The organism is Alloactinosynnema sp. L-07, assembly GCF_900070365.1.
Taxonomy (GTDB): Bacteria; Actinomycetota; Actinomycetes; order Mycobacteriales; family Pseudonocardiaceae; genus Actinokineospora.
In genome coordinates this window covers 6,594,602-6,613,617 of the sequence record NZ_LN850107.1, presented here as the reverse complement: position 1 = coordinate 6,613,617, position 19,016 = coordinate 6,594,602, and the positions used below count along the sequence as shown (strand labels likewise).

The 19,016-nt window shown below is 68.6% G+C and carries 18 protein-coding genes and 1 riboswitch; of the genes, 7 read left to right on the top strand and 11 right to left on the bottom strand.

Annotation, left to right across the window (positions count from 1 at the left end; genetic code table 11):
• Positions 1 to 42: 42 nt before the first annotated feature.
• Together BN1701_RS30220 and BN1701_RS30215 are read right to left on the bottom strand one after the other, a co-directional pair.
• The gene (locus BN1701_RS30220) at positions 43 to 1,710 is read right to left on the bottom strand and encodes a fatty acyl-AMP ligase (protein WP_054054466.1); all 1,668 of its coding nucleotides are present in this window, start codon (positions 1,708 to 1,710) and stop codon (positions 43 to 45) included.
• 19 nt (positions 1,711 to 1,729) lie between these two features.
• Positions 1,730 to 3,502: an ABC-F family ATP-binding cassette domain-containing protein gene (locus BN1701_RS30215; protein ID WP_054054464.1), complete on the bottom strand. Its 1,773-nt coding sequence runs from the start codon at positions 3,500 to 3,502 to the stop codon at positions 1,730 to 1,732.
• A gap of 377 nt (positions 3,503 to 3,879) precedes the next feature.
• Here BN1701_RS30215 and BN1701_RS30210 point away from each other — a divergent pair, with 377 nt between their 5' ends.
• From BN1701_RS30210 to BN1701_RS30200, 3 genes are all read left to right on the top strand, one after another.
• A complete protein-coding gene (locus BN1701_RS30210; RefSeq protein ID WP_231949763.1) occupies positions 3,880 to 4,050 on the top strand; it encodes a hypothetical protein in 171 nt (56 codons plus the stop codon).
• Between the two features lie 75 nt (positions 4,051 to 4,125).
• Entirely contained in the window at positions 4,126 to 4,614 is a 489-nt protein-coding gene (locus BN1701_RS30205; protein WP_054054460.1) for a hypothetical protein, read from the top strand.
• A 249-nt stretch (positions 4,615 to 4,863) separates the two neighbouring features.
• Positions 4,864 to 5,388, top strand: coding sequence for a hypothetical protein (locus tag BN1701_RS30200; RefSeq protein ID WP_054054459.1), 525 nt, complete (start codon positions 4,864 to 4,866; stop codon positions 5,386 to 5,388).
• On the opposite strand, the gene BN1701_RS30195 is transcribed toward BN1701_RS30200, so the two are convergent.
• The 6 genes from BN1701_RS30195 to metG all read right to left on the bottom strand — a co-directional run bounded on the left by BN1701_RS30195 (position 5,385) and on the right by metG (position 13,376).
• Positions 5,385 to 6,377 carry a 4-(cytidine 5'-diphospho)-2-C-methyl-D-erythritol kinase gene (locus BN1701_RS30195; RefSeq protein WP_172803347.1) on the bottom strand — a complete coding sequence of 331 codons (993 nt, stop codon included), beginning with the start codon at positions 6,375 to 6,377 and terminating at the stop codon, positions 5,385 to 5,387. The genes BN1701_RS30200 and BN1701_RS30195 overlap by 4 nt on opposite strands.
• A 54-nt stretch (positions 6,378 to 6,431) precedes the next feature.
• Positions 6,432 to 7,433: a methionine ABC transporter ATP-binding protein gene (locus tag BN1701_RS30190; protein WP_054054455.1), complete on the bottom strand. Its 1,002-nt coding sequence runs from the start codon at positions 7,431 to 7,433 to the stop codon at positions 6,432 to 6,434.
• A 188-nt stretch (positions 7,434 to 7,621) separates the two neighbouring features.
• A riboswitch (SAM riboswitch) is annotated at positions 7,622 to 7,712 on the bottom strand.
• 99 nt (positions 7,713 to 7,811) lie between these two features.
• Positions 7,812 to 8,657 carry a 16S rRNA (adenine(1518)-N(6)/adenine(1519)-N(6))-dimethyltransferase RsmA gene (rsmA, locus tag BN1701_RS30180; RefSeq protein WP_157368292.1) on the bottom strand — a complete coding sequence of 282 codons (846 nt, stop codon included), beginning with the start codon at positions 8,655 to 8,657 and terminating at the stop codon, positions 7,812 to 7,814.
• Between the two features lie 408 nt (positions 8,658 to 9,065).
• Positions 9,066 to 10,544, bottom strand: a complete 1,479-nt coding sequence (locus BN1701_RS30175) for a resuscitation-promoting factor (protein ID WP_231949762.1) — start codon at positions 10,542 to 10,544, stop codon at positions 9,066 to 9,068.
• 184 nt (positions 10,545 to 10,728) lie between these two features.
• A complete protein-coding gene (locus BN1701_RS30170) occupies positions 10,729 to 11,589 on the bottom strand; it encodes a TatD family hydrolase (RefSeq protein WP_054054453.1) in 861 nt (286 codons plus the stop codon).
• Positions 11,586 to 13,376, bottom strand: coding sequence for a methionine--tRNA ligase (gene metG / locus BN1701_RS30165; protein WP_054054452.1), 1,791 nt, complete (start codon positions 13,374 to 13,376; stop codon positions 11,586 to 11,588). Before metG ends, BN1701_RS30170 begins: the two co-directional genes overlap by 4 nt.
• A 49-nt stretch (positions 13,377 to 13,425) precedes the next feature.
• Here metG and BN1701_RS30160 point away from each other — a divergent pair, with 49 nt between their 5' ends.
• The 3 genes from BN1701_RS30160 to BN1701_RS30150 are packed head-to-tail and all read left to right on the top strand — an operon-like array spanning position 13,426 to position 15,799.
• A complete protein-coding gene (locus tag BN1701_RS30160; protein ID WP_054054450.1) occupies positions 13,426 to 14,001 on the top strand; it encodes a PadR family transcriptional regulator in 576 nt (191 codons plus the stop codon).
• Between the two features lie 51 nt (positions 14,002 to 14,052).
• On the top strand, positions 14,053 to 15,042 hold the full coding sequence (locus BN1701_RS30155) for an ATP-binding cassette domain-containing protein (protein ID WP_054054449.1): 990 nt from the start codon (positions 14,053 to 14,055) through the stop codon (positions 15,040 to 15,042).
• Positions 15,032 to 15,799: an ABC transporter permease gene (locus BN1701_RS30150; RefSeq protein WP_054054447.1), complete on the top strand. Its 768-nt coding sequence runs from the start codon at positions 15,032 to 15,034 to the stop codon at positions 15,797 to 15,799. The genes BN1701_RS30155 and BN1701_RS30150 overlap by 11 nt, the downstream gene beginning before the upstream one ends.
• Here the strand turns inward: BN1701_RS30150 and rsmI are convergent.
• Positions 15,796 to 16,623, bottom strand: a complete 828-nt coding sequence (gene rsmI, locus BN1701_RS30145) for a 16S rRNA (cytidine(1402)-2'-O)-methyltransferase (RefSeq protein WP_054054445.1) — start codon at positions 16,621 to 16,623, stop codon at positions 15,796 to 15,798. The two genes, BN1701_RS30150 and rsmI, sit on opposite strands and share 4 nt — an antisense overlap.
• Positions 16,620 to 17,105 carry a hypothetical protein gene (locus tag BN1701_RS30140; RefSeq protein ID WP_157368291.1) on the bottom strand — a complete coding sequence of 162 codons (486 nt, stop codon included), beginning with the start codon at positions 17,103 to 17,105 and terminating at the stop codon, positions 16,620 to 16,622. Before BN1701_RS30140 ends, rsmI begins: the two co-directional genes overlap by 4 nt.
• Positions 17,106 to 17,209: 104 nt before the next feature.
• Here BN1701_RS30140 and BN1701_RS30135 point away from each other — a divergent pair, with 104 nt between their 5' ends.
• Positions 17,210 to 18,775: a phospholipid carrier-dependent glycosyltransferase gene (locus BN1701_RS30135; protein ID WP_054054441.1), complete on the top strand. Its 1,566-nt coding sequence runs from the start codon at positions 17,210 to 17,212 to the stop codon at positions 18,773 to 18,775.
• Here BN1701_RS30135 and BN1701_RS30130 read toward each other — a convergent pair.
• Complete coding sequence (locus BN1701_RS30130) at positions 18,726 to 18,956, bottom strand: hypothetical protein (protein ID WP_054054438.1); 231 nt, start codon at positions 18,954 to 18,956, stop codon at positions 18,726 to 18,728. The genes BN1701_RS30135 and BN1701_RS30130 overlap by 50 nt on opposite strands.
• Positions 18,957 to 19,016 lie beyond the last annotated feature (60 nt).

Sequence of the window (19,016 nt, the reverse complement as noted above, 5' to 3'; positions counted from 1 at the left end):
ACGCACGAAACGCACGGGCCAAACAAACCGGCACCCACAGCCCTAATCCGCCGCCCCGGCGATCTGGGCAGCCAGTTGCTCACCAGCAGCCGCCCGACGCAGCTTCCCCGAGGGCGTCTTCGGCAAGGTCCCCGGCGCCAAAACCACCACGGAGACCGGTCGGGCGTTGACAGACTCAAACACCCGCGCCCCAACCTCCTTCTTCAACCGCTTCTCAGCATCAGCATCGCCCGCGAACTTAGACTCCACAACGACAGCGAACCGCTCACGCCGAGAACCAGCGTCGATTCGCACCGCCACAGCGTTGCCCGCGCGCACACCGTCCACAGTGGTCGCCGCCCGCTCGATATCGGTCGGATAGATGTTGCGGCCTGCCAAAATGATGACATCCTTGCGCCGCCCGCAGATCACGATCTGCCCGTCGACCAGGTACCCAAGGTCCCCAGTGGACAGCCAGCCCTCGTCATCCTGCGTCGCAAGTGGACCATCAACAGTCAGATACCCCGGCGTCACGGCCTCGCCGCGCAGGCGGATCTCACCCACCTCACGCTCGCCGAGAACAATACCCTTGTCGTCAACAATCGTCGCTTCGATGCCGCGCAAAGGCATACCCAGCACCGCGAACGACCGCACGCCCGGCCCCGGCGGGACCGACACCGCGTGGTTCTCGGCTTCCAGCTGGTCCGCGTCGATATAGTCGAGGGTCAGCCCGGTGAACAGCGGCGCGAACGACACCGCCAGCGTCGCCTCGGCCATGCCGTACGCCGGGAACACGCACTCCGGGCGCAGCCCGAACCGAGCGCCCTCATCGGTGAACGACAGCACCGCCTTCTCGTCGATCGGCTCGGCTCCGTTGAGCGCCAAGCGAAGCGACGACAGGTCGTACTTGCCCTCTTCGTCCACACCGGACAGTCGGCGGCCGAGCAGCGCGTAGGCGAAGTTCGGTGCGGCGGTGATGGTGCCGCGGTGGCGGGAGATCAGGTCGGCCCACAGCAGCGGGCCGGTGAGGAAGTCGACCGGGGTGACCTTGACCAGTTCCAGGCCCACGGTCATCGGCACGGTCAGGAAGCCGACCATCCCCATGTCGTGGAACAGCGGCAGCCACGACACCATGATGTCGTTGTCGACATCCAGCTCGGACGCCTCGGCCATCGCGGTCAGGTTCGCGAACAGGTTGCCGTGGGTGATCCGCACGGCCTTCGGGTCGGCCGTCGAGCCGCTGGTGAGCTGCAGCAGCGCGGGCGCGTCCTCATCGACCTCGACCACGCTGTCCACCGGCGTGCCCTCGGCCAGGTCGGAAAGCCGCAGGTAGCCAATGCCGTGCTGGTCGAGCACCGGGGCCACGGCGTCGAACGGGGAGCCGAGCAGGACCAGCTTGGAGCCGATCATGCCCAGCACCCGGACGGTGTCCTCGGCCCACTCGGCGAGGTCGGTGCGCGGGGTCGGCTGGTGCAGCATCGTGACGCTGCCGCCCGCCAGCCAGACCGCCTGGACCGCGGGGGCGATCGTCACCGGCTCGGCCGCGAGGACCGCAACGGCGCCGTGCTTGGCCAGGCCGCCCTCGATGAGCGCGCCCGCCATCTTGCGGGCCTGCTCGTGCACCTGCGCCCAGGTGTGGCGGACCGGAGCCTTGGGTTCCCCGGTGGTGATCCCCCGCGCGGCGCCGCGGGTCGTCGCGGTGGCCACCATCATGTCTACGAACCGACTCATGGGAGCAGCCTAGATGGTGTTATTCGGCCAGATCGGCGACTTCCATCCATCGTGACTCGATCTCATCTTTGTCCGCGACGACCTTGCGCAGCTCCGCGTCGAGTTCGAGCAGTTTGGTCGGGTCGGTGGCCGCGGCGGCCAGGGCGGCGTGGAGTTTGGTCTCCTTGTCGCCCAGCTGGGTCATCTGCCGCTCCAGCTTCGCCAGCTCCTTCTGGGCGGCCCGGCGCTCGGCGGCGCTGACGGACTTCGCGGTCGGCTCGGCGGACTTGCGCGCGACCGGCTCGGCAGCCATGGCGACGAGCCTGCGCTCCAGGTATTCCTCGATCCCGCCGATCAGCGGGGTCACCTTGCCGTCGCCGAACAGCGCGACCACCGTGTCGCAGACGCGTTCGACCAGGTACCGGTCGTGAGAGACCACGACGATGGTGCCCGGCCACGAGTCGAGCAAGTCCTCCAGTTGCTGCAGGGTGTCGATGTCCAGGTCGTTCGTCGGCTCGTCGAGCAGCAGCACGTTCGGCTCGGCCATCAGCAGCCGCGCCAGCTGCAGCCTGCGCCGCTCGCCGCCGGACAGGTCACTGATCGGGGTCCACTGCTTGTTCGCCGGGAACCCGAACCGCTCGGCCAGCTGCGACGCCGACAGCTCCAGCTTGCCCAGCGTCACCCGGCGCGCGATCTCTTCGACCGCTTCCAGCACCCGTTGCTGCGGTGGAAGCTCGCGCAGCTCCTGGGTCAGGTGGGCGATGCGCACCGTCTGGCCTTGGATCCGTTTGCCGGTGCTCGGCTCGGTGTCGCCCGCCAGCAGCTTGAGCAGCGTGGTCTTGCCGGAGCCGTTGATACCGACCAGACCGACCCGGTCGCCGGGACCGATCCGGTAGGTCTCGTGGTCGAGGATCGGCTTGGGACCGGCCGAGATCGACACGTCCTCCAACTCCAGCACCGTGCGGCCAAGCCTGCGCTTGGCGAAGGCCAGCAGCTCGACACCGTCACGCGGCGGCGGGACGTCGGAGATCAGCGCCTCGGCGGCCTCGATGCGGTATTTCGGCTTGGACGTGCGGGCCGGGGCGCCGCGGCGCAGCCAGGCCAATTCCTTCTTGGCCAGGTTGCGCCGCTTCTCCTCCAGCGTGTCGGCCAGCCGCCCGCGCTCGGCGCGCGCGTAGATCCAGTCCGCGTAGCCGCCGTCGTACTGCTCGACCTTGCCGCCGACGACCTCCCACGTGCGGGTGCAAACGGTGTCGAGGAACCAGCGGTCGTGGGTCACGACCACCAGCGCGGTCCCCCTGGTCAGCAGGTGGTCGGCCAGCCAGCGCACACCCTCGACGTCGAGGTGGTTGGTCGGCTCGTCGAGGACGATCAGGTCCAGCTCCTGCACCAGCGCGGCGGCCAGGGCGACCCGGCGCCGCTCACCGCCGGACATGGTGTCGACCGGGCTGTCCAGCCCGAGCGTGGTGATCTCCAGGCCCTCCAGGATCGACCGAGCCCGCGGGTCGGCGGCCCACTGGTGCTCCTCGGTGATCCCCAGCGGCTCCAGCACGGCGTGACGGACCGTGGAGTCCTTCGCCAACTCGGTGCGCTGGGTGACCACGGCCATCCGCAGGTCACGAACCCGGCTGACCCGCCCGTCGTCGGCCGGTTCGAGCCCGGCGAGCACCTCCAGCAGCGTGGTCTTGCCCCCACCGTTGAGCCCGACGACGCCGATCCGGTCCCCCCGGCCGACACCGAGTGACACCGAGTCGAGCAGCGGGCGCACCCCGAAGCTCTTGTTGACGTTCTCCAGGTTGACCAGATTGGCCATTACCAACACTTTCGCCGATGACGTAGGACGGATGTGGGGCAGAGCCCTTCCTTGAACCGGAGATCAAGGAGACGACATGCCTCGCCGTATCACCACCATCATCCCAACCACCTTCCAATCACCCGTCCACCCGGGTCAGTCACACCCACCCTCAGGGCGTCGCCCGCCAACGAGGCGCACAAGATTGACTACGCTCGGTAGCGCCTCTATCCAGATGCTCGGCGAGCTTCACACTTCCGGTCAGCTTTCAGCCACCTGCGTAACAATCGAACTCGCTAGCGGTATCTAGTGTCAGTCCGCACAGGCATAGTGGAGTTATGAGACGTGAGGAGGAAGCCATGCGCGAGTCAGTGACGTGCGCCACTGAGGTGGGGGTGATGAGCGATGACGACTCCGCCGCGATGCTCGATCGGGTCGCCCGCCGGTATATGAACATGTCCGGCGAAGAGTTCATCGCACGGTGGACGGCTGGGGAGTGGGCCGACACCGACCTCGACTCTGTGCCCGGCCTCGTTGACGTGTGGGCGTACGTCCCTGCCGTGAGGTAGCTGATTCCTGTGCCGGGCCACACCGAACATGAAGCCGTAGAGGGCTTCCTGGACCCGCTTTGTGACGCTGTAGCCGTGCTGGACGGGTATACGAAGCTGTTCGTCCAGCCACGCAACGGTTTCCGCAAGGAGCAGATCTACAGCTGGCATCTGAACCAAGACCGGGGTGTACCGCTCGGCAAGATCGGCACCTTCTACGCGAGTATGAAGTTCGAGGTCATCGACGCCGATCAAAGCAAGTATGACAAGCCGTTCCGGGTTACCACGCGCGAGTACAACTACAAGCTCGAGGGACCGGATGGCAGCGACCAGTGGCGCATGCACTGGCACCCGGACAGCAGAGTCAGCCCAGAACGATATCCACACATGCATCTGCCGCCCGACCTTAAGATCCACCGTCGCACAAGCCGAATGACATTTGAGGCAGCGATTACCTGGTGTATCGCGCTCGGGGCGCCGCTGTCGGTTGAAACAGCAGAAGCGCTACAGATCGTCACGCTCACCGAAGCCCGCCATGTGCTTTGGAGAGGATGGAGCAACCATCCGGACGAGGTTCTGACCTAGATCGCGGTCGGAGCTCGACCTGTCGTCTCGCCTCCTGCCGCGCTGAGCGACAAGCCCCTGTCCGCCGGACTACCGATGATGCGGACGGAGTCGGCCTCCGTTGATTCAGAACCTCGCATAGCGCCGAGAAAGCACAAGGGGGCTGACCGGACAGCCACGAGCGACCGGTCGACCACGCTGCGTGCAACTGGTTTGACCAGGGAACGCAACCCCTATATTTACGACTTAACCGAACGACCGGGAGGTGAAATGTCGCTAGCTCGCTCTGGCATCCGGATCTTCGCCGTCATCGCGGCACTGGTCCTGAGTGTCACCGCTTGTTCCAAAGAACAAGCCGTGACCGATGCCACCCAGGCCGCCGACATCGGCAAGCAGATCGTCATCCGCTCCAATGGCAGCCCCACGCTCGCCACGCTCTGGCTTGACAGCGTCAAGCCGGTCCAGTGCACGGAGCCCGGCAGCCTGAAGCCCAACAACGGGCACTACCTCGCAGCGACGATCGTGCTGCAGACAACCCAGGACTATCAGCCCAACCAGGGCTGGTGGATGTCGGCGGTCGACTTCGCCACCAAGGATGGCGAAGGCAAGGTCACCGGGCGCGGCATCTTCACCTCCTGCCTGCCCACCCACCGCTACCTGCCCGACGACTTCTACCTGTCGGACTCGGGCTACTACGGCGTCGTCCTGATCGACTCCAGCAGCGAACACGGAACGTTGGAGTACCGGCCGCACAACATGCCCGACGACGTGCCCGGCTGGCACTGGACGTACTAAGCGTGCACTTGTGGGGGCGTCGGTCGAGGCGCCTCTTCACCGCCGATGATTCTCGCCCCGGGCACCGGTCCGTGGGCGACGCGGACCGTTCGGCACACCCCCGCGCCTGCCAGTTCGGCGGCGACGCGTAGCGCTGACTCGCCGTCGGCGCAGAGGAAAGCGCAGGTCGGGCCGGAGCCGGACACCGTGCCCGCCAGCGCGCCCGCGCTGACACCCGCGCGCAGGGTCCGGCGCAGGCCGGGACGCAGGGACACCGACGCTGCCTGGAGGTCGTTGCCCAGCAGCAAGGCCAGCTGACGTGGGTCGCCGGTGGCCAAGGCTTCGAGCACCGGCTCGACGGCGCCGATGCGTGGTGGGTCGCCCTCTTCCCGCAGGCGGTCCAGTTCGGCGAACACCTTCGGCGTGGACAGGCCGCGCCGGTCGAAGGCCAGCACCCAGTGATAGGTGTGCCGGGACAGGACCGGGACCAACTGTTCGCCGCGTCCGGTGCCCAGCGCGGTGCCGCCGTAGAGGGTGAAGGGGACGTCGCTGCCCAGGCGGGCCGAGATCGTCGCCAGCTCGTCGCGGGTGATCTCCAGGCGCCACAGGGCGGCCAGGCCGACGAGGGTGGCGGCCGCGTCGGCGCTGCCACCGGCCATGCCGCCCGAGACCGGGATGCCCTTGCGGATCACCACGCGGATCTTGGGCTCGTCCGGGTCGCGGCCGACGTACTGGGCCAGTTCCTGCACCGCCCGCCAGGCCAGGTTGCTGGCTCCGGTGGGCACCGCGTCGGCACCCTCGCCGTGTACCTCGACGCCCGGCTCGTCGGCGATGGCCACGGTGACCTCGTCGGTGAGCGAGAGCGCTTGGAAGATCGTGGCCAGTTCGTGGTAGCCGTCAGGGCGGACATCGCCGACCGCAAGGTGGAGGTTCACCTTGGATGGCACACGGACCGTGACCGGAGGGGGAACGACGGCGAGCACGGGTCCAAGCCTACGGTGAGCTGCCATGAGCCAGTGCCCGCGGTGGGGGCCGGTTGATCCCGGCCCCCAACCCGGCGACGATCAGGCGGCCTGGAGCTGGGGTGCGACGGTGGTCTGGCGGACCAGGGCGCCGCGCTCGGCGATCCAGCCCAGCGCGCTGTCGGCCCGCGGGCCGTCCACGCCGACCAGGAACCGCGCGACCGGGGTCTCGCCGATGCGGGTCAGCCCGCCGCCGACGACCGCGATCGGGGTGCCGAAGCGGGCCGTGGCCTCGGGCAGCAGGGCACCGACAGTGGCATAGCCGACGAGGATGACCTCGGCCTGCCGGTCATGCCGCGGACCGACCGGGATCTCGATCTCGGGCAGCAGCGTCTGCGCGATGCGGCTCGCCGGGTCCTGGATCAGCGAGAGCAGTTGGCCGCTCTCCTGCACCTTGCCCGCCTCCAGCAGCGCCACGTCGTCGGCGATGCGGCGGACCACGGCGGTGTCGCTGGTGGCGATGAGGACGGTGGAGCCCAGCTCGGCGCGGGCCCGGTCGAGCACCGCGAGCACGCCGGCGGTCGCGTCGGCGTCGAGGCCCTTGGTGGGGTCGTCGGCCAGCAGCAGGCCCGGCTCGCCGACGAGGGCCTTCGCCACGGACACCCGCGCGCGCTGGCCGTCGGTGAGAGCGTCGGGGTAAGCGGCGGCCTTGTCGGTCAGGCCAATCAGGTCGAGCAGCTTGCCGACCCGCTCGCGGCGCTGCGGGCCGTCGACCCCGGCCTGCTCCAGCGGGATGGCGATGTTGCCCGCGGCGGTGCGCTGCGGCAGCAGGTCACCGTGCTGGATGACCCCGATGCGGCGGCGCGCGGCGCGCAGCCTGCGCGGGTCGAGCGCGGCGGTGTTGTAGCCCTCGACCCGGATGACGCCGCTGTCCGGGCGCTCCTGCAGCGAGATCAGCCGCGCGAGGGTGGACTTGCCGGAACCGGCGGGGCCGACCACGCCGGTGATGGTGCCCGCGGGCACCTCAAGGGTGACGTTCTCGAGTGCGACGACCGGGCCGGTGTCGCCCCAGAAGGACTTGGTGAGGTTCTCAACGGTGATCATGATCTACTCCAACGAGGCGTGACGGCAGCCCGCTGGAAGGTCCGTGAAGGACCTTGCCGGGGCTGGGTGCAGGAAGAGGACGAAGTACGCGCAGATCAGCTGGATACGCGCATTCGGCGACACGCCATCGCCGTTCGCCTGCAGTGGTCTATGACCCGCCTGCTCGTCAGAATGCCCATCGGTGTATTCCTCCATCGCTCCTGGCGGTAGCACCTGCCCAACGATGGGTGGTTGCTGCGGCGTCGCAGAGCCAGATCTCTCGGCCGCTCGGGATGGATGCATAACGAGTAGACCCGATCGGGTGGGCTGTACGCAAGCCGCCAACCGCAGGTAGATGGGCCCACGTTCCCAACGTCACACTCTCGGAGTGCTCTGGATTCAGCGTTGTTGGGCTATCCGGACGAACGCGTCGACGGTGAGCTGCTCACCGCGCAGGCCGGGATCGACTCCGGCCTTGATCAGGATCTCCTCCGCCCGCGCCGCCGACCCCGCCCAGCCCGCCAGCGCGGCCCGCAGCGTCTTGCGCCGCTGGGCGAAGGCGGCGTCGACGACGGCGAAGACGGCCTGCCGGTCGGCGTCCGGGGATTCGCGGCGGGTCATGAGGACCAGGGCGGAGTCGACGTTGGGCACCGGCCAGAAGACCGCGCGGGGCACGGTGGCCACCCGCTTGGCCTCGGAGTACCAAGCGACCTTGACGCTGGGCACGCCGTAGACCTTCGAGCCCGGCCCCGCGGCCATCCGGTCGGCGACCTCGGCCTGGACCATGACGAGGACGGTCCGCAGGCTCGGCAGCTCGGCCAGCAGGTGCAGGACGACGGGGACGGCGACGTTGTAGGGCAGGTTCGCGACCAGCGCGGTCGGCGCGGCGGCGAGTTGGTCGGCTTTGACGCGCATGGCGTCGGCTTCCAGGACGTGCAGCCGGTCGGCCAATTCGGGGGCGCGCTCGCCGACTGTGACCGGGAGTCGCTTGGCCAGGACGGGGTCGATCTCGACGGCCAGCAGCTGCCTGCAGGCTGGGAGCAGCGCCAAGGTGAGCGAGCCGAGACCGGGCCCCACCTCCAGCACGATGTCGTCATCCCCTAGGTGGGCGGCGGTGACGATGCGGCGGACGGTGTTGGGGTCGTGGACGAAGTTCTGGCCGAGCTTCTTGGTCGGGCGGACGTCGAGGTCGCCTGCGAGCTTGCGGACGTCAGCGGGGCCGAGCAGGGCAGGACCAGTCACCAACGGAGCCTATCCCTAGGGGTCGGTAGTCCTACGGGATGACTCGCTGCGGTCCCAGGACCCGACTGCGGACCGATGCCCGCGTGCCCCGCCCGAAGGCAGGCTCGATGGCATGAGGGCGCTGAAGGGAAGGTCATGAAGAAGGTTCTGGGGGACGTTCTGTCAGGTGTCGCGGCCGTGGCGCTGGTGCTCGGCGGCGGGGCGACGATGCTGCTCGTGGGAAACCCGCACAGCCAAGCCGCGCCCGCCGTGACCACAATCGATGCGAAACGGCCACCCCCGCAGGGGTGGCCGACTTCGTCAAATCCGCAGCCTTAGGGGACCGTGACGCAACCGGACCACGGTGCCCGCACGACGCGAGCTAACCCGATCACGCGACCAACAGTCAAAAATGCGGGGAGGCGGGCTAGCTCAGGTGGGCAGGCCGAGCTTGCGGGCGCAGCCGGGCCAGGCGCTGTAGCCGCCGCGGGCGTCGCGGACCTTGGTGGCGATGGCGATCTGCTGCTCGCGGCTGGCCTGGTGTGGGTAGGCCGCGTACTGGCCGCCGCCGTTGGAGTCCCAGGTGCTCTTGTTGAACTGCAGGCCGCCGTAGTAGCCGTTGCCGGTGTTGATGGCCCAGTTGCCGGTGGCCTCGCAGTGCGCGAGCCGGTCCCAGACCTCGCCGTCGGGGATGACGGGCACCGGGGGCTTCTTGGTGCCGATCTTCACGATCTTCGGCTTGGGCTCCAGGGTCACCTTCGCGCCGATTTCCTCGCGCTTGACCTCTTTGCCGTTCTTCTGGGTGATGCGGTAGGTCGCGATGCGCTCGCCGGGGGCACCCGGGTCGACGACCGTTTCCTTGCCCTTGTCCATCTCCGGGTCTTCGATCTTCTGCACCGGAGGGGCGACCGGCTCGGTCTGGTTGACGACCGTGACGCCGGTGCGCGAGATGCGGACCTCGGCGCCGTTGGTGATCTTGAGGTCGCCGCCGGGGGTGATCGTGTCCTGCGGGCCGACGGTCAGCTTGAGCTGGTCGAGCAGTTCCTGCACCGTCACCGCGTTGGTGGTGATCGGGGCGGGGGCGTTGCCGCCGTCGAACAGGGTGATCTGCTTGGCGGTCTTGATCTCGACCGAAAGGCCCTCAAGGGGCACGTTCGCGTCGCCGCCCATCGACATCCAGGAACCCTGCACGGGGGCGTTGGCCTGTCGCAACGCCTCGCTGAGGTTGGTCGAGCGGACCCACGCGTCGCGCTTCTCGCCGTCGACGGTCATGTGCAGTTCGCGGCCGCGCTGCAGGACGATGTGGCCGTCGTCGCCGATCTCGGCGGCCGGGGAGGGGCTCACGGCGTCGTGCGCGCCGACGGTGATGCCTTCCTCCTGCAGGACCTCGCCGACAGTGTCGGCGTAGGTGCTGACCTTGCGGGCCTGGCCGTCGATGTCGACGGTGACCGAGTTGTTCATCGCGATCGCCGCGGCGCCGCCGCCGATGAGGCTGACGAGCACGGCTGCGATGGTGGCCTTGAGGAACGAGGACTTCCAGCGGCGGACCGCGGCCACGAGGCCGGGCGCGGGCTCGTCGGCGGCGACCTTGAGCGGCTGCGGGTCGGACGAGATCTCGTCCGGGATGACCGGCAGGACGGTGGTCTCGGCGTTGATGAGCCTGATCAGCTCGTCGACGTCGACGCCAGCGTGCTCCATGATCTCGTCGGCCTGCGGGCCGAGCGCGTGGCGCACGTCTTGGTCGGTGATGCTCAGCGACGACGAGTATCCGGAGTCAGTCCCGCTGTCCCAGTCGTATGCCGGGAACTCCGACCGCCACGCCCTGAAGTCTTCGTCAAGGGTGCCGGCGCCGACGGTGACGGGCGTGAACCAGTCGGTGTCGGCGAAGCCGTCTGCCTGTTTGCCACTCACGAGAGCTGTTCCTCCAGGAGGCGGGAGCCATGTTCCCCACGCTTCGAGGCTCCGGGTAGCCGAGACGGGTGCGCCTCAGCTCGATCGGTCACGGGACAGTAACGAGAGCGGGAGGGTTGCGCAAACACATCCGGCAATGTCGTGAACCCTGTCACACCACCGGTGGAGCAATTCACTCCCCCGTTCATACCAACCCCTCACCGTTCGGAAGGTCCGATGTCACGGCGGGCAACGAAAAGACGCGCTGAGCGGTTGCGGACACGGCGTTTGCGAGCTCGGCCACATCGACCCCGCGCAGGGCCGCGAGATCCCGGACGGTGTACGCGACGGCGTACGACTCGTTCGGGCGACCGCGGAACGGGTGAGGTGTGAGGAAAGGCGCGTCGGTCTCGACCAGCAGCTGGTCGGCGGGCACGAAAGCGGCGGCTTCTCGCAGGTCTTTCGCGTTGCGGAAGGTCACCGGACCGGCGAAGGACAGCACGTAGCCGCGTTCGACACAGCGCCGAGCGAAGTCGAGATCACCCGAGAAACAGTGGAAGACCACCTTTTCCGGTGATCCTTCCTCGGTGAGCACCCGCAGGATGTCCTCGTGGGCGTCGCGGTCATGGATCATCAGCGCCTTGCCGACCCGCTTGGCGAGGTCGATGTGCCAGCGGAACGCCGCGTCCTGCTCCTGCGGCGTCGAGTAGTCCCAGTAGTAGTCGAGGCCGGTCTCGCCGACCGCGACGACGCGCGGCCGCCGGGCCAGGTCCTCCAGCACCGCCTTGTCGGCGTCGCCGAACCCGGACGTGCGGGTCGGGTGGACGGCGACGGCGGCAAACAGTCGATCGTCCCAAGTGGACGCCTCAGCCGCCCACACGGCGGAGTCGAGGTCGTCGCCGACGGTGATCACGCGGGTCACACCCACCGACGACGCGCGGTCGAGGATCTCGATGACCGACGCGGAATCCTTGGCACCACAGGCATCGAGGTGGGTGTGAGCGTCGACCACCGCTGCCGGAAGAGGTTCCGGCAGCGGTGGTGACTCGCCTTTGCGTGGGGTCACTTAACGATCGGTGCCCACTCCGGCCCGGTCTCGCCGAGCTCGGGGTCGAGCTTGGGGAACAGCGGGGTCGGCTTCTCCAGCGGCCTGCCGACCTCGATGTCCACCGACTCCCACTTCGCCTGGTCACTGGCGTAGTCGCCGGTCAGCACCGGGTACTGGATGCTCGGGTCGTCGAGGTCGGTGACCTCGCGCAGGTCGGGCTGCGAGGCCCAGACACCCTTGCCGCCCAGCGCCTCGTGCACCTTCTGCGCCGAGTGCGGCAGGAACGGCGTGAGCAGCGTGTTCGCGTCGGCGACGACCTGCAGCGCGGTGTGCAGGATGGTGTCCCGGCGGGCCGGGTCGTCCTTGCGCTTCCAGGGCTCCTCGTCGGACAGGTACTTGTTCGCCGCGCCGACCACCCGCATCGCCTCCGACGCCGCCGCCTTGAACCGCGAGCGGCGCAGGTTGTCCCCGACGGTGTCGAACGCCTTGCGGACCAACGCCTTCAGCTCGGCGTCGGCCGCGGTCGGCGCGGTCGGCGCCGGGATGGCACCGACGTTCTTGTGCGCCATCGAGATCGACCGGTTGACCAGGTTGCCCCACTCGTTGGCCAGCTCGAAGTTGCTCCGCCGGACGAACTCGTCCCAGGTGAAGTCGGTGTCCTGGTTCTCCGGGCCCGCCACCGAGATGAAGTAGCGCAGCGTGTCCGGACCGAACTCCTTGAGGAAGTCCCGCACGTAGATGACCGTGCCGCGCGAGGTCGAGAACTTCGACCCGCTCATCGTCAGAAACTCGCTGGAGACGACCTCGGTTGGCAGGTTGAGGGTGCCGAACGCGCCCGCTTCGCCGCCCTTGTCGCCCGCGCCGTTCTGGCCCAGCAGCAGCGAGGGCCAGATCAGCGAGTGGAAGACGATGTTGTCCTTGCCCATGAAGTAGTAGCCCTGGGCCGGGTCGGTCCAGAACTCCTTCCAGGCGTCGGCGTCGCCGGTGCGGCGGGCCCACTCGACGCTGGCCGACAGGTAGCCGATCACCGCGTCGAACCAGACGTAGAACTTCTTCATCGGCGCGTCGCGCCACCCGTCGAGCGGGACCGGGACACCCCAGTCGATGTCGCGGGTGATCGCGCGCGGGCGCATGTCCTTGAGCAGGTTCTCGCTGAACTTGAGCACGTTGGGCCGCCACTCCTTGCGGGTGGACAGCCACGAGCCCAGCGCCTCGGAGAACGCGGGCAGGTCGAGGAACAGGTGCTCGGTCTCGACGAACTTCGGGGTCTCGCCGTTGATCTTCGAGCGCGGGTTCTTCAGGTCGATCGGGTCGAGCTGGTTGCCGCAGTTGTCGCACTGGTCGCCGCGGGCGCCGTCGTAGCCGCAGATCGGACAGGTGCCCTCGATGTAGCGGTCGGGCAGGGTGCGGCCGGTCGACGGGCTGATCGCGCCCATCTGGGTCTTGGCCTGCACGTACCCGTTGCGCCAGAGCGCGAGGAACAGCTCCTGCACGACCTGGTAGTGGTTGCCGGTGGTGGTGCGGGTGAACAGGTCGTAGGACAGGCCGAGACCTTGCAGGTCCTCGGCGATGACCCGGTTGTACTTGTCCGCCAGCTCGCGGGTGGTCAGGTTCTCTTTGTCGGCCTGGACCGAGATCGGGGTCCCGTGCTCGTCGGTCCCGCTGACCATGAGCACCCGGTGACCGGACATTCGCATGTAGCGGGAGAAGACGTCCGAAGGGACACCGAATCCGGAGACGTGACCGATATGGCGGGGGCCGTTGGCGTAGGGCCAGGCCACCGCGGTCAACACGGGGGCGCTCATGACGGCTTAGCCTACGGAGGTCGGTTGGAGCGGGTGCACGGAGGACACGATGTCGGCCACACGGATGCTCGTACTGGGCGTCATCCTGCTGGCGGGCGGCGCCCACGGATACCAGGTCAGGACCAAGCTGGTGAGCTGGCGGGCCGATGAGTGGGCGCGGATCAAGCCCGGCTCGATCTACCACGCGATCCGCAAGGCGGCCGCCGACAAGCTGATCGACGAGCTGCACGCCGAGCCGGGTGCGGCCGGTCCGGAACGTACGGTGTACCGGATCACCGAGGCGGGCATGGTCGAGCTGAAGCGGCTGGTCCGCGAGGGCCTGCGACACACCCGCGACCCGTGGATGCTCAACGCCGCGATCACGATGCTTCCGGTGCTCAGCCACGCGGAGGCCGCGGCGATGATCCGCGAGCGAATCCTGCGGCTGGAGGCCGACCTGGTCAACCTGCGGCAGTGGCGCGCGGAACCGGGCCCGGACACCCCGCTGCACGTGATCGACCAGGCCAACCTGTGGCTGGGGCAGGTGGCAGCCGATGCGGCGTGGGCGGCCGAGCTGCTGTCGAAGATCGAGTCCGGTGCGTACGAGCTGGGCCAGTATTCAACTTTGACTAGTGCCTGCGACTAGGGCATCCTTCCGAACGAGGCAAGGTAATCAAACTTGACTAGTGGGGGCACCATGATCGAGGCACGCGGCCTCGCCCGGACCTTCCGGACGCGCGGCCGAACCGTCGAAGCGGTGCGGGGGGTGGATCTCGACGTCGCGGCCGGGGAGCTGGTCGGCTTCCTCGGCCCGAACGGCGCCGGGAAGACGACGACCCTGCGGATGCTGACAACGCTGCTCAAGCCCACAGCGGGCACGGCGACCGTCGCGGGCAGCGACCTGACCAGCGACCCGGTGGGGGTCCGGCGCAAGATCGGCTACGTCGCCCAGGCCACCGGCGGCACGCCGGACTCGAAGGTCATCGAGGAGATGGAACTGCAGGGCAGGCTCTACGGGCTGTCCAAGGCCGACGCGCGCGCACGTTCGGCCGTACTCGCCGAGCGGCTGGACCTGGCCGGACTCGACCAGCGGCTGGTCAAAACCCTGTCCGGCGGCCAGCGGCGCAGGCTCGACGTGGCGCTGGGCCTGGTGCACGACCCGAAGCTCGTCTTCCTCGACGAGCCGACGGCCGCGCTGGACCCGCAGAGCCGGGCCAACCTGTGGCAGCACATCCACTCCCTGCGCGCCGACCACGGCACGACGGTCTTCCTGACCACGCACTATCTGGAGGAAGCGGACGCGCTGTGCGACCGCATCCTGGTGATCGACAACGGCTCGATCGTCGCCGAGGGCACCCCGGCCGCGCTCAAGGCCAAGGTGTCCGGCGACCTGGTCACCGTGGGCGTCGAGGCCGTCGAGGTCGCCAAGACCACGGCCATCGCCGAGAACATCACCGGCGCGTCCGAGGTGCGCGGCCGCGACGCGGCGGTCGAGTTCCGCGTGCCGCGCGGCGACCTGGCGCTACCCGAGCTGCTGCGCGCGCTGGACGCGGCGGGCATCGCCACCACGTCGCTGCAGGTGCTCCAGCCGACCCTGGACGACGTCTTCCTCACCCTGACCGGCCGCAGCCTGCGCGACGCCGAGTTGGGCACCGACGAGCAGAAGGAGCCCACCGATGTTGCGTGACATCTGGCTGATCTTCCGCCGCGACATGGTCCTGGCCCTGCGCAACCCGGCGTGGATCATGATCGGGCTGATGCAGCCCGTGCTGTACCTCTTCTTCTTCGGCCCGCTGCTGGAGTCGATCACCGAGAACACGCCAGGGTTCCCGCCTGGCACGGCGTGGCAGATCCTGACCCCGGCGCTGATCGTCCAGATCGCCCTGTTCGGCAGCTCTTTCGTCGGCTTCAACCTGCTGGCGGAGCTGCGCACGGGCGTGGTCGAGCGACTGCGGGTGACCCCGGTCAGCCGGACGGCCCTGCTGCTGGGCCGGGTGCTGCGCGACGCGCTGCAGACCGTGGTCCAGGCGATCATGATCATTATCCTGGCGTACCTGATCTTCGACCTGAAAGCGTCGTTCGGCGCGATCGTGTTGACCCTGGTGATCGTCGGGCTGATGTCGGTGACGCTGTCGTCCTGCTCCTACGCGCTGGCGCTGCGGATCAAGGACGAGAACGCGTTCCCAGCGATCCTGAACACGGTGCTGATGCCGATCCTGCTGCTGTCGGGAATCTTCATCCCGATCACCCAGGGCCTGGCGCCGGAGTGGCTCTACAACGTCTCCCGCTGGAACCCGTTCACCCACGTCGTCGACGCCGAACGCGCGTCGTTCCGCGGCGACTTCACCACCGACGCGCTGCTCACCGGCTCACTCGTGCTGTTCGCGATGACCGTGCTCGGCGTGTTCTGGGGCGTGCGCACGTTCCAGCGCGAGAACGCTTAGGCGCTCACCACGGCGTCGTAGAGGGCTTTCTTGCTCACCCCGGCCTGGGCCGCGACCTCGGCGGCCGCCGCCTTGAGCCGCTCCCCCGCCGCGACCCTGGCCTGGACCCGCTCGACCAGCGTGTCCAGGTCGGGGGCGGCGGCGGGCTCGGCGCCTTCGAGTACCACCGTGATCTCGCCGCGCACGCCTTCCTCGGCCCACGCGGCCAACTCGGCCAGCCCGCCCCGGCGGACTTCCTCATAGGTCTTGGTCAGCTCCCGGCACACCGCCGCCCGCCTGGTCCCGCCCAACACCTCAGCCGCGTCGGCCAACAGACTCGCGATCCGGTGCGGGGACTCGAAGAAGACAGCGGTCCGCGGCTCCTCGGCGAGCGCGGAGAGCCACTTGCGCCGCTCCCCCGGCTTGCGCGGGGCGAAACCCTCGAAGCAGAAGCGGTCGCAGGGCAGCCCGGAGAGCGCCAGCGCGGTGGTGACGGCGGACGGCCCGGGCAGGCAGGTGATCGCGAGATCGGCCTCGACACAGGCCGCGACCAGCCGGTATCCGGGGTCGGACACACTGGGCATACCCGCGTCGGTGACGAGAAGGACGGTTTGTCCCTGCTCGATGGCGTCGACCAGCCCGGCGATCCGACTGGTCTCGACGGCGTCGTAGAAGCTGACGATTCGGCCGGTCGGCGTGACCCCGAGCGCACTGATCAGATTCCGCGTCCGCCGCGTGTCCTCAGCGGCGATGACCTCAGCGCTCCCAAACGCCTCGACCAACCGAGGCGACGCGTCCCGCGCGTCCCCCAACGGTGTGGCCGCCAACACCAGCCTGCCCGTCATGACTGCCCGCGGACGGCGACGGCGCCAAGCGGGCCCGTACGCCAGTCGGCAAAGAACATCGCAGGCTCGAATGAACGGTCGACACCTGCCTTGCGGAGCTTGGCCTCGACACCGGGGCCGAACCCCCGATATGGGTCCGCCGCGACCAGCAACCCCGGTTTGAAGACCAACGACTCCCTGGTCCACAGACCCCAGCGCCGGGCGTGGACCTGCTCCATCTCAGCCCAATAGAGCGTGACGACAGCCCCGTCGCGGTGGAGGATGGGGCCCTCGGCGGTGAGCGTCAACGTGTACTTGCGCAGACGCATGACGCGATAGGCGAACACGCCGCCCCAGACGACGAGAAGCACGATCGTCGTGGCCGTGAAGTCGGTGTTCCCCAGCAGCAGCTGACCCACCAGCCAGGCCGCCACGATCACTGCGGCGGCCAGCGCGGCCTCGATGAGGATGAACGCCCATCGGGCCCGGTGGAGTGTCGACACCACGGCAGCCTACCCATCGTGGTTTTCCGACATCCGTGACAAGTACCGACCAACCTGGGCATCCCGACACCGATCGCACACCCGGCGCCCTACCATCTCCCCTCGTGAGCCTCCTTGTAGCCGATGACGAGGCCGACCGGGTGATCCCGGACCCGGCGCCGCGGCAGGTCGATGACGCCGAGTTGGCCCGGGAGCGGCTGATCGGCACGCCGATGCCCGCCGACCGGCTGCGTGGGTGGATCGTGACCGCGGTCCTTGGGCTGCTGGGCGGGTTCATCCGGTTCCAGAACCTCGGCAACCCGACCGACGACGGCACCCCGGTCTTCGACGAGAAGCACTACGTGCCGCAGGCGTGGCAGATGCTGCGCAACGGCGGCTTCGAGGACAACCCCGGCTACGCGCTGACCGTCCACCCGCCGCTGGGCAAGACGATGATCGCCATCGGCGAGTGGCTCTTCGGCTACAACGGTTGGGGCTGGCGGTTCACCGCGGCGCTGTGTGGCGCGCTGATGATCGTCATGATCATCCGGATCGCGCGGCGGCTGACCAGGTCGACGCTGCTCGGCGCCATCGCGGGCGTGCTGCTGATGGCCGACGGCGTGTCCCACCTGCAGTCCCGCATGGGCATGCTCGACATCTTCCTGGCGTTCTTCGTCCTCGCCGCGTTCGGCGCGGTGCTGGTCGACCGGGACCAGGTGCGGTCGCGGCTGGCGGTCGCGGTGTCCGAGGGCTGGATCAACGCCTCCCCCTATGGGCCGCGGGTCGGCGTGCGCTGGTTCCGGATCCTTGCCGCGGTCATGCTCGGCCTGGCCTGCGGCGTCAAGTGGTCCGGGCTGTACTACATCGCCGCGTTCGGGCTGCTCACGGTCCTGTTCGACGTGACCGCCCGACGCGCGGCCGGGGTGCGGCACCCGTGGATCGGCACCCTGCTGCGCGACCTGTTCCCGGCGCTGTGGGCGTTCCTCGCGGTGGCGACCCTGGCCTACCTGTCGACCTGGTGGGGCTGGTTCGGCAGCGAGACCGGCATCGACCGGCACCTCGCCGAGACCACCGGAGGCGGCTTCGGCGACGCGGTCGTGGGGGCGCTGGGTTCGCTTTGGCAGTACTCCGACCACGTGCTCAACTTCCACAGCAACCTGGTGACCGACCCGGCGAAACAGCATCCGTGGGAGTCCAAGCCGTGGACGTGGCCGATGGGTCTGCGGCCGATGCTCTACTACTACGAGGGCAACACGCTGGGCTGCGGCGAGTCCAAGTGCGTCGCCGCGACGATGCTGATCGGCACGCCCGCGCTGTGGTGGCTGGCCCTGCCGATGTTGGTCTGGGGCCTGTGGCGGATGGTCGGCCGCCTCGACTGGCGGTACGCGGCCGTGATCACCGCCTACCTGGCCGGTCTGCTGCCGTGGTTCATCAACCTCGACAGGCAGATGTACTTCTTCTACGTCACGCCCATGGCGGCGTTCCTGGTGCTCGGGCTGGTCCTGCCGCTGGGCCACCTGCTGGGCCGGGCCCGCGACGGAGCGGAGCGCCGCGGGACCGGTCTGCTGGTCGTGGCCATGTACGTGGGCCTGGTGGTGGCGAACTTCGTCTGGCTCTGGCCGATCCTCAACGGTGACTCGATCACCGAGAGCCGATGGCAAGCCGAACTCTGGCTCCCGTCCTGGCGGTAGTCCGCTGGGCGTCCTGGCGCTCGCGGGTCTCGGTCTCGGCGACGGTCCGAGCCAGGTCCCGGTCCTCGACATCGGTGTGTCCGGCCAGCCGCGGGCGCGGCCCGTTGTTGCGGTGGTGGTTGCGGTCCAGGCCGTAGACCAGCAGGAACGCTAGGGCGATGAGAACAAGTTCAGCAGTCATGGCACTAAGTTTGCGCTGAGACATTTCCTGCCACCAGTGGCAGGAGTGCCCTTGTGCATC

What these genes read in the sequence shown, in the direction of transcription:
- BN1701_RS30220 (WP_054054466.1), bottom strand. Translation starts at nt 1,710, where the DNA reads ATGAGTCGGTTCGTAGACATGATGGTGGCCACCGCGACGACCCGCGGC.
- BN1701_RS30215 (WP_054054464.1), bottom strand. Translation starts at nt 3,502, where the DNA reads ATGGCCAATCTGGTCAACCTGGAGAACGTCAACAAGAGCTTCGGGGTG.
- BN1701_RS30210 (WP_231949763.1), top strand. Translation starts at nt 3,880, where the DNA reads ATGAGCGATGACGACTCCGCCGCGATGCTCGATCGGGTCGCCCGCCGG.
- BN1701_RS30200 (WP_054054459.1), top strand. Translation starts at nt 4,864, where the DNA reads ATGTCGCTAGCTCGCTCTGGCATCCGGATCTTCGCCGTCATCGCGGCA.
- BN1701_RS30195 (WP_172803347.1), bottom strand. Translation starts at nt 6,377, where the DNA reads ATGGCAGCTCACCGTAGGCTTGGACCCGTGCTCGCCGTCGTTCCCCCT.
- BN1701_RS30190 (WP_054054455.1), bottom strand. Translation starts at nt 7,433, where the DNA reads ATGATCACCGTTGAGAACCTCACCAAGTCCTTCTGGGGCGACACCGGC.
- metG (WP_054054452.1), bottom strand. Translation starts at nt 13,376, where the DNA reads ATGAGCGCCCCCGTGTTGACCGCGGTGGCCTGGCCCTACGCCAACGGC.
- BN1701_RS30160 (WP_054054450.1), top strand. Translation starts at nt 13,426, where the DNA reads ATGTCGGCCACACGGATGCTCGTACTGGGCGTCATCCTGCTGGCGGGC.
- BN1701_RS30155 (WP_054054449.1), top strand. Translation starts at nt 14,053, where the DNA reads ATGATCGAGGCACGCGGCCTCGCCCGGACCTTCCGGACGCGCGGCCGA.
- BN1701_RS30150 (WP_054054447.1), top strand. Translation starts at nt 15,032, where the DNA reads ATGTTGCGTGACATCTGGCTGATCTTCCGCCGCGACATGGTCCTGGCC.
- rsmI (WP_054054445.1), bottom strand. Translation starts at nt 16,623, where the DNA reads ATGACGGGCAGGCTGGTGTTGGCGGCCACACCGTTGGGGGACGCGCGG.
- BN1701_RS30130 (WP_054054438.1), bottom strand. Translation starts at nt 18,956, where the DNA reads ATGACTGCTGAACTTGTTCTCATCGCCCTAGCGTTCCTGCTGGTCTAC.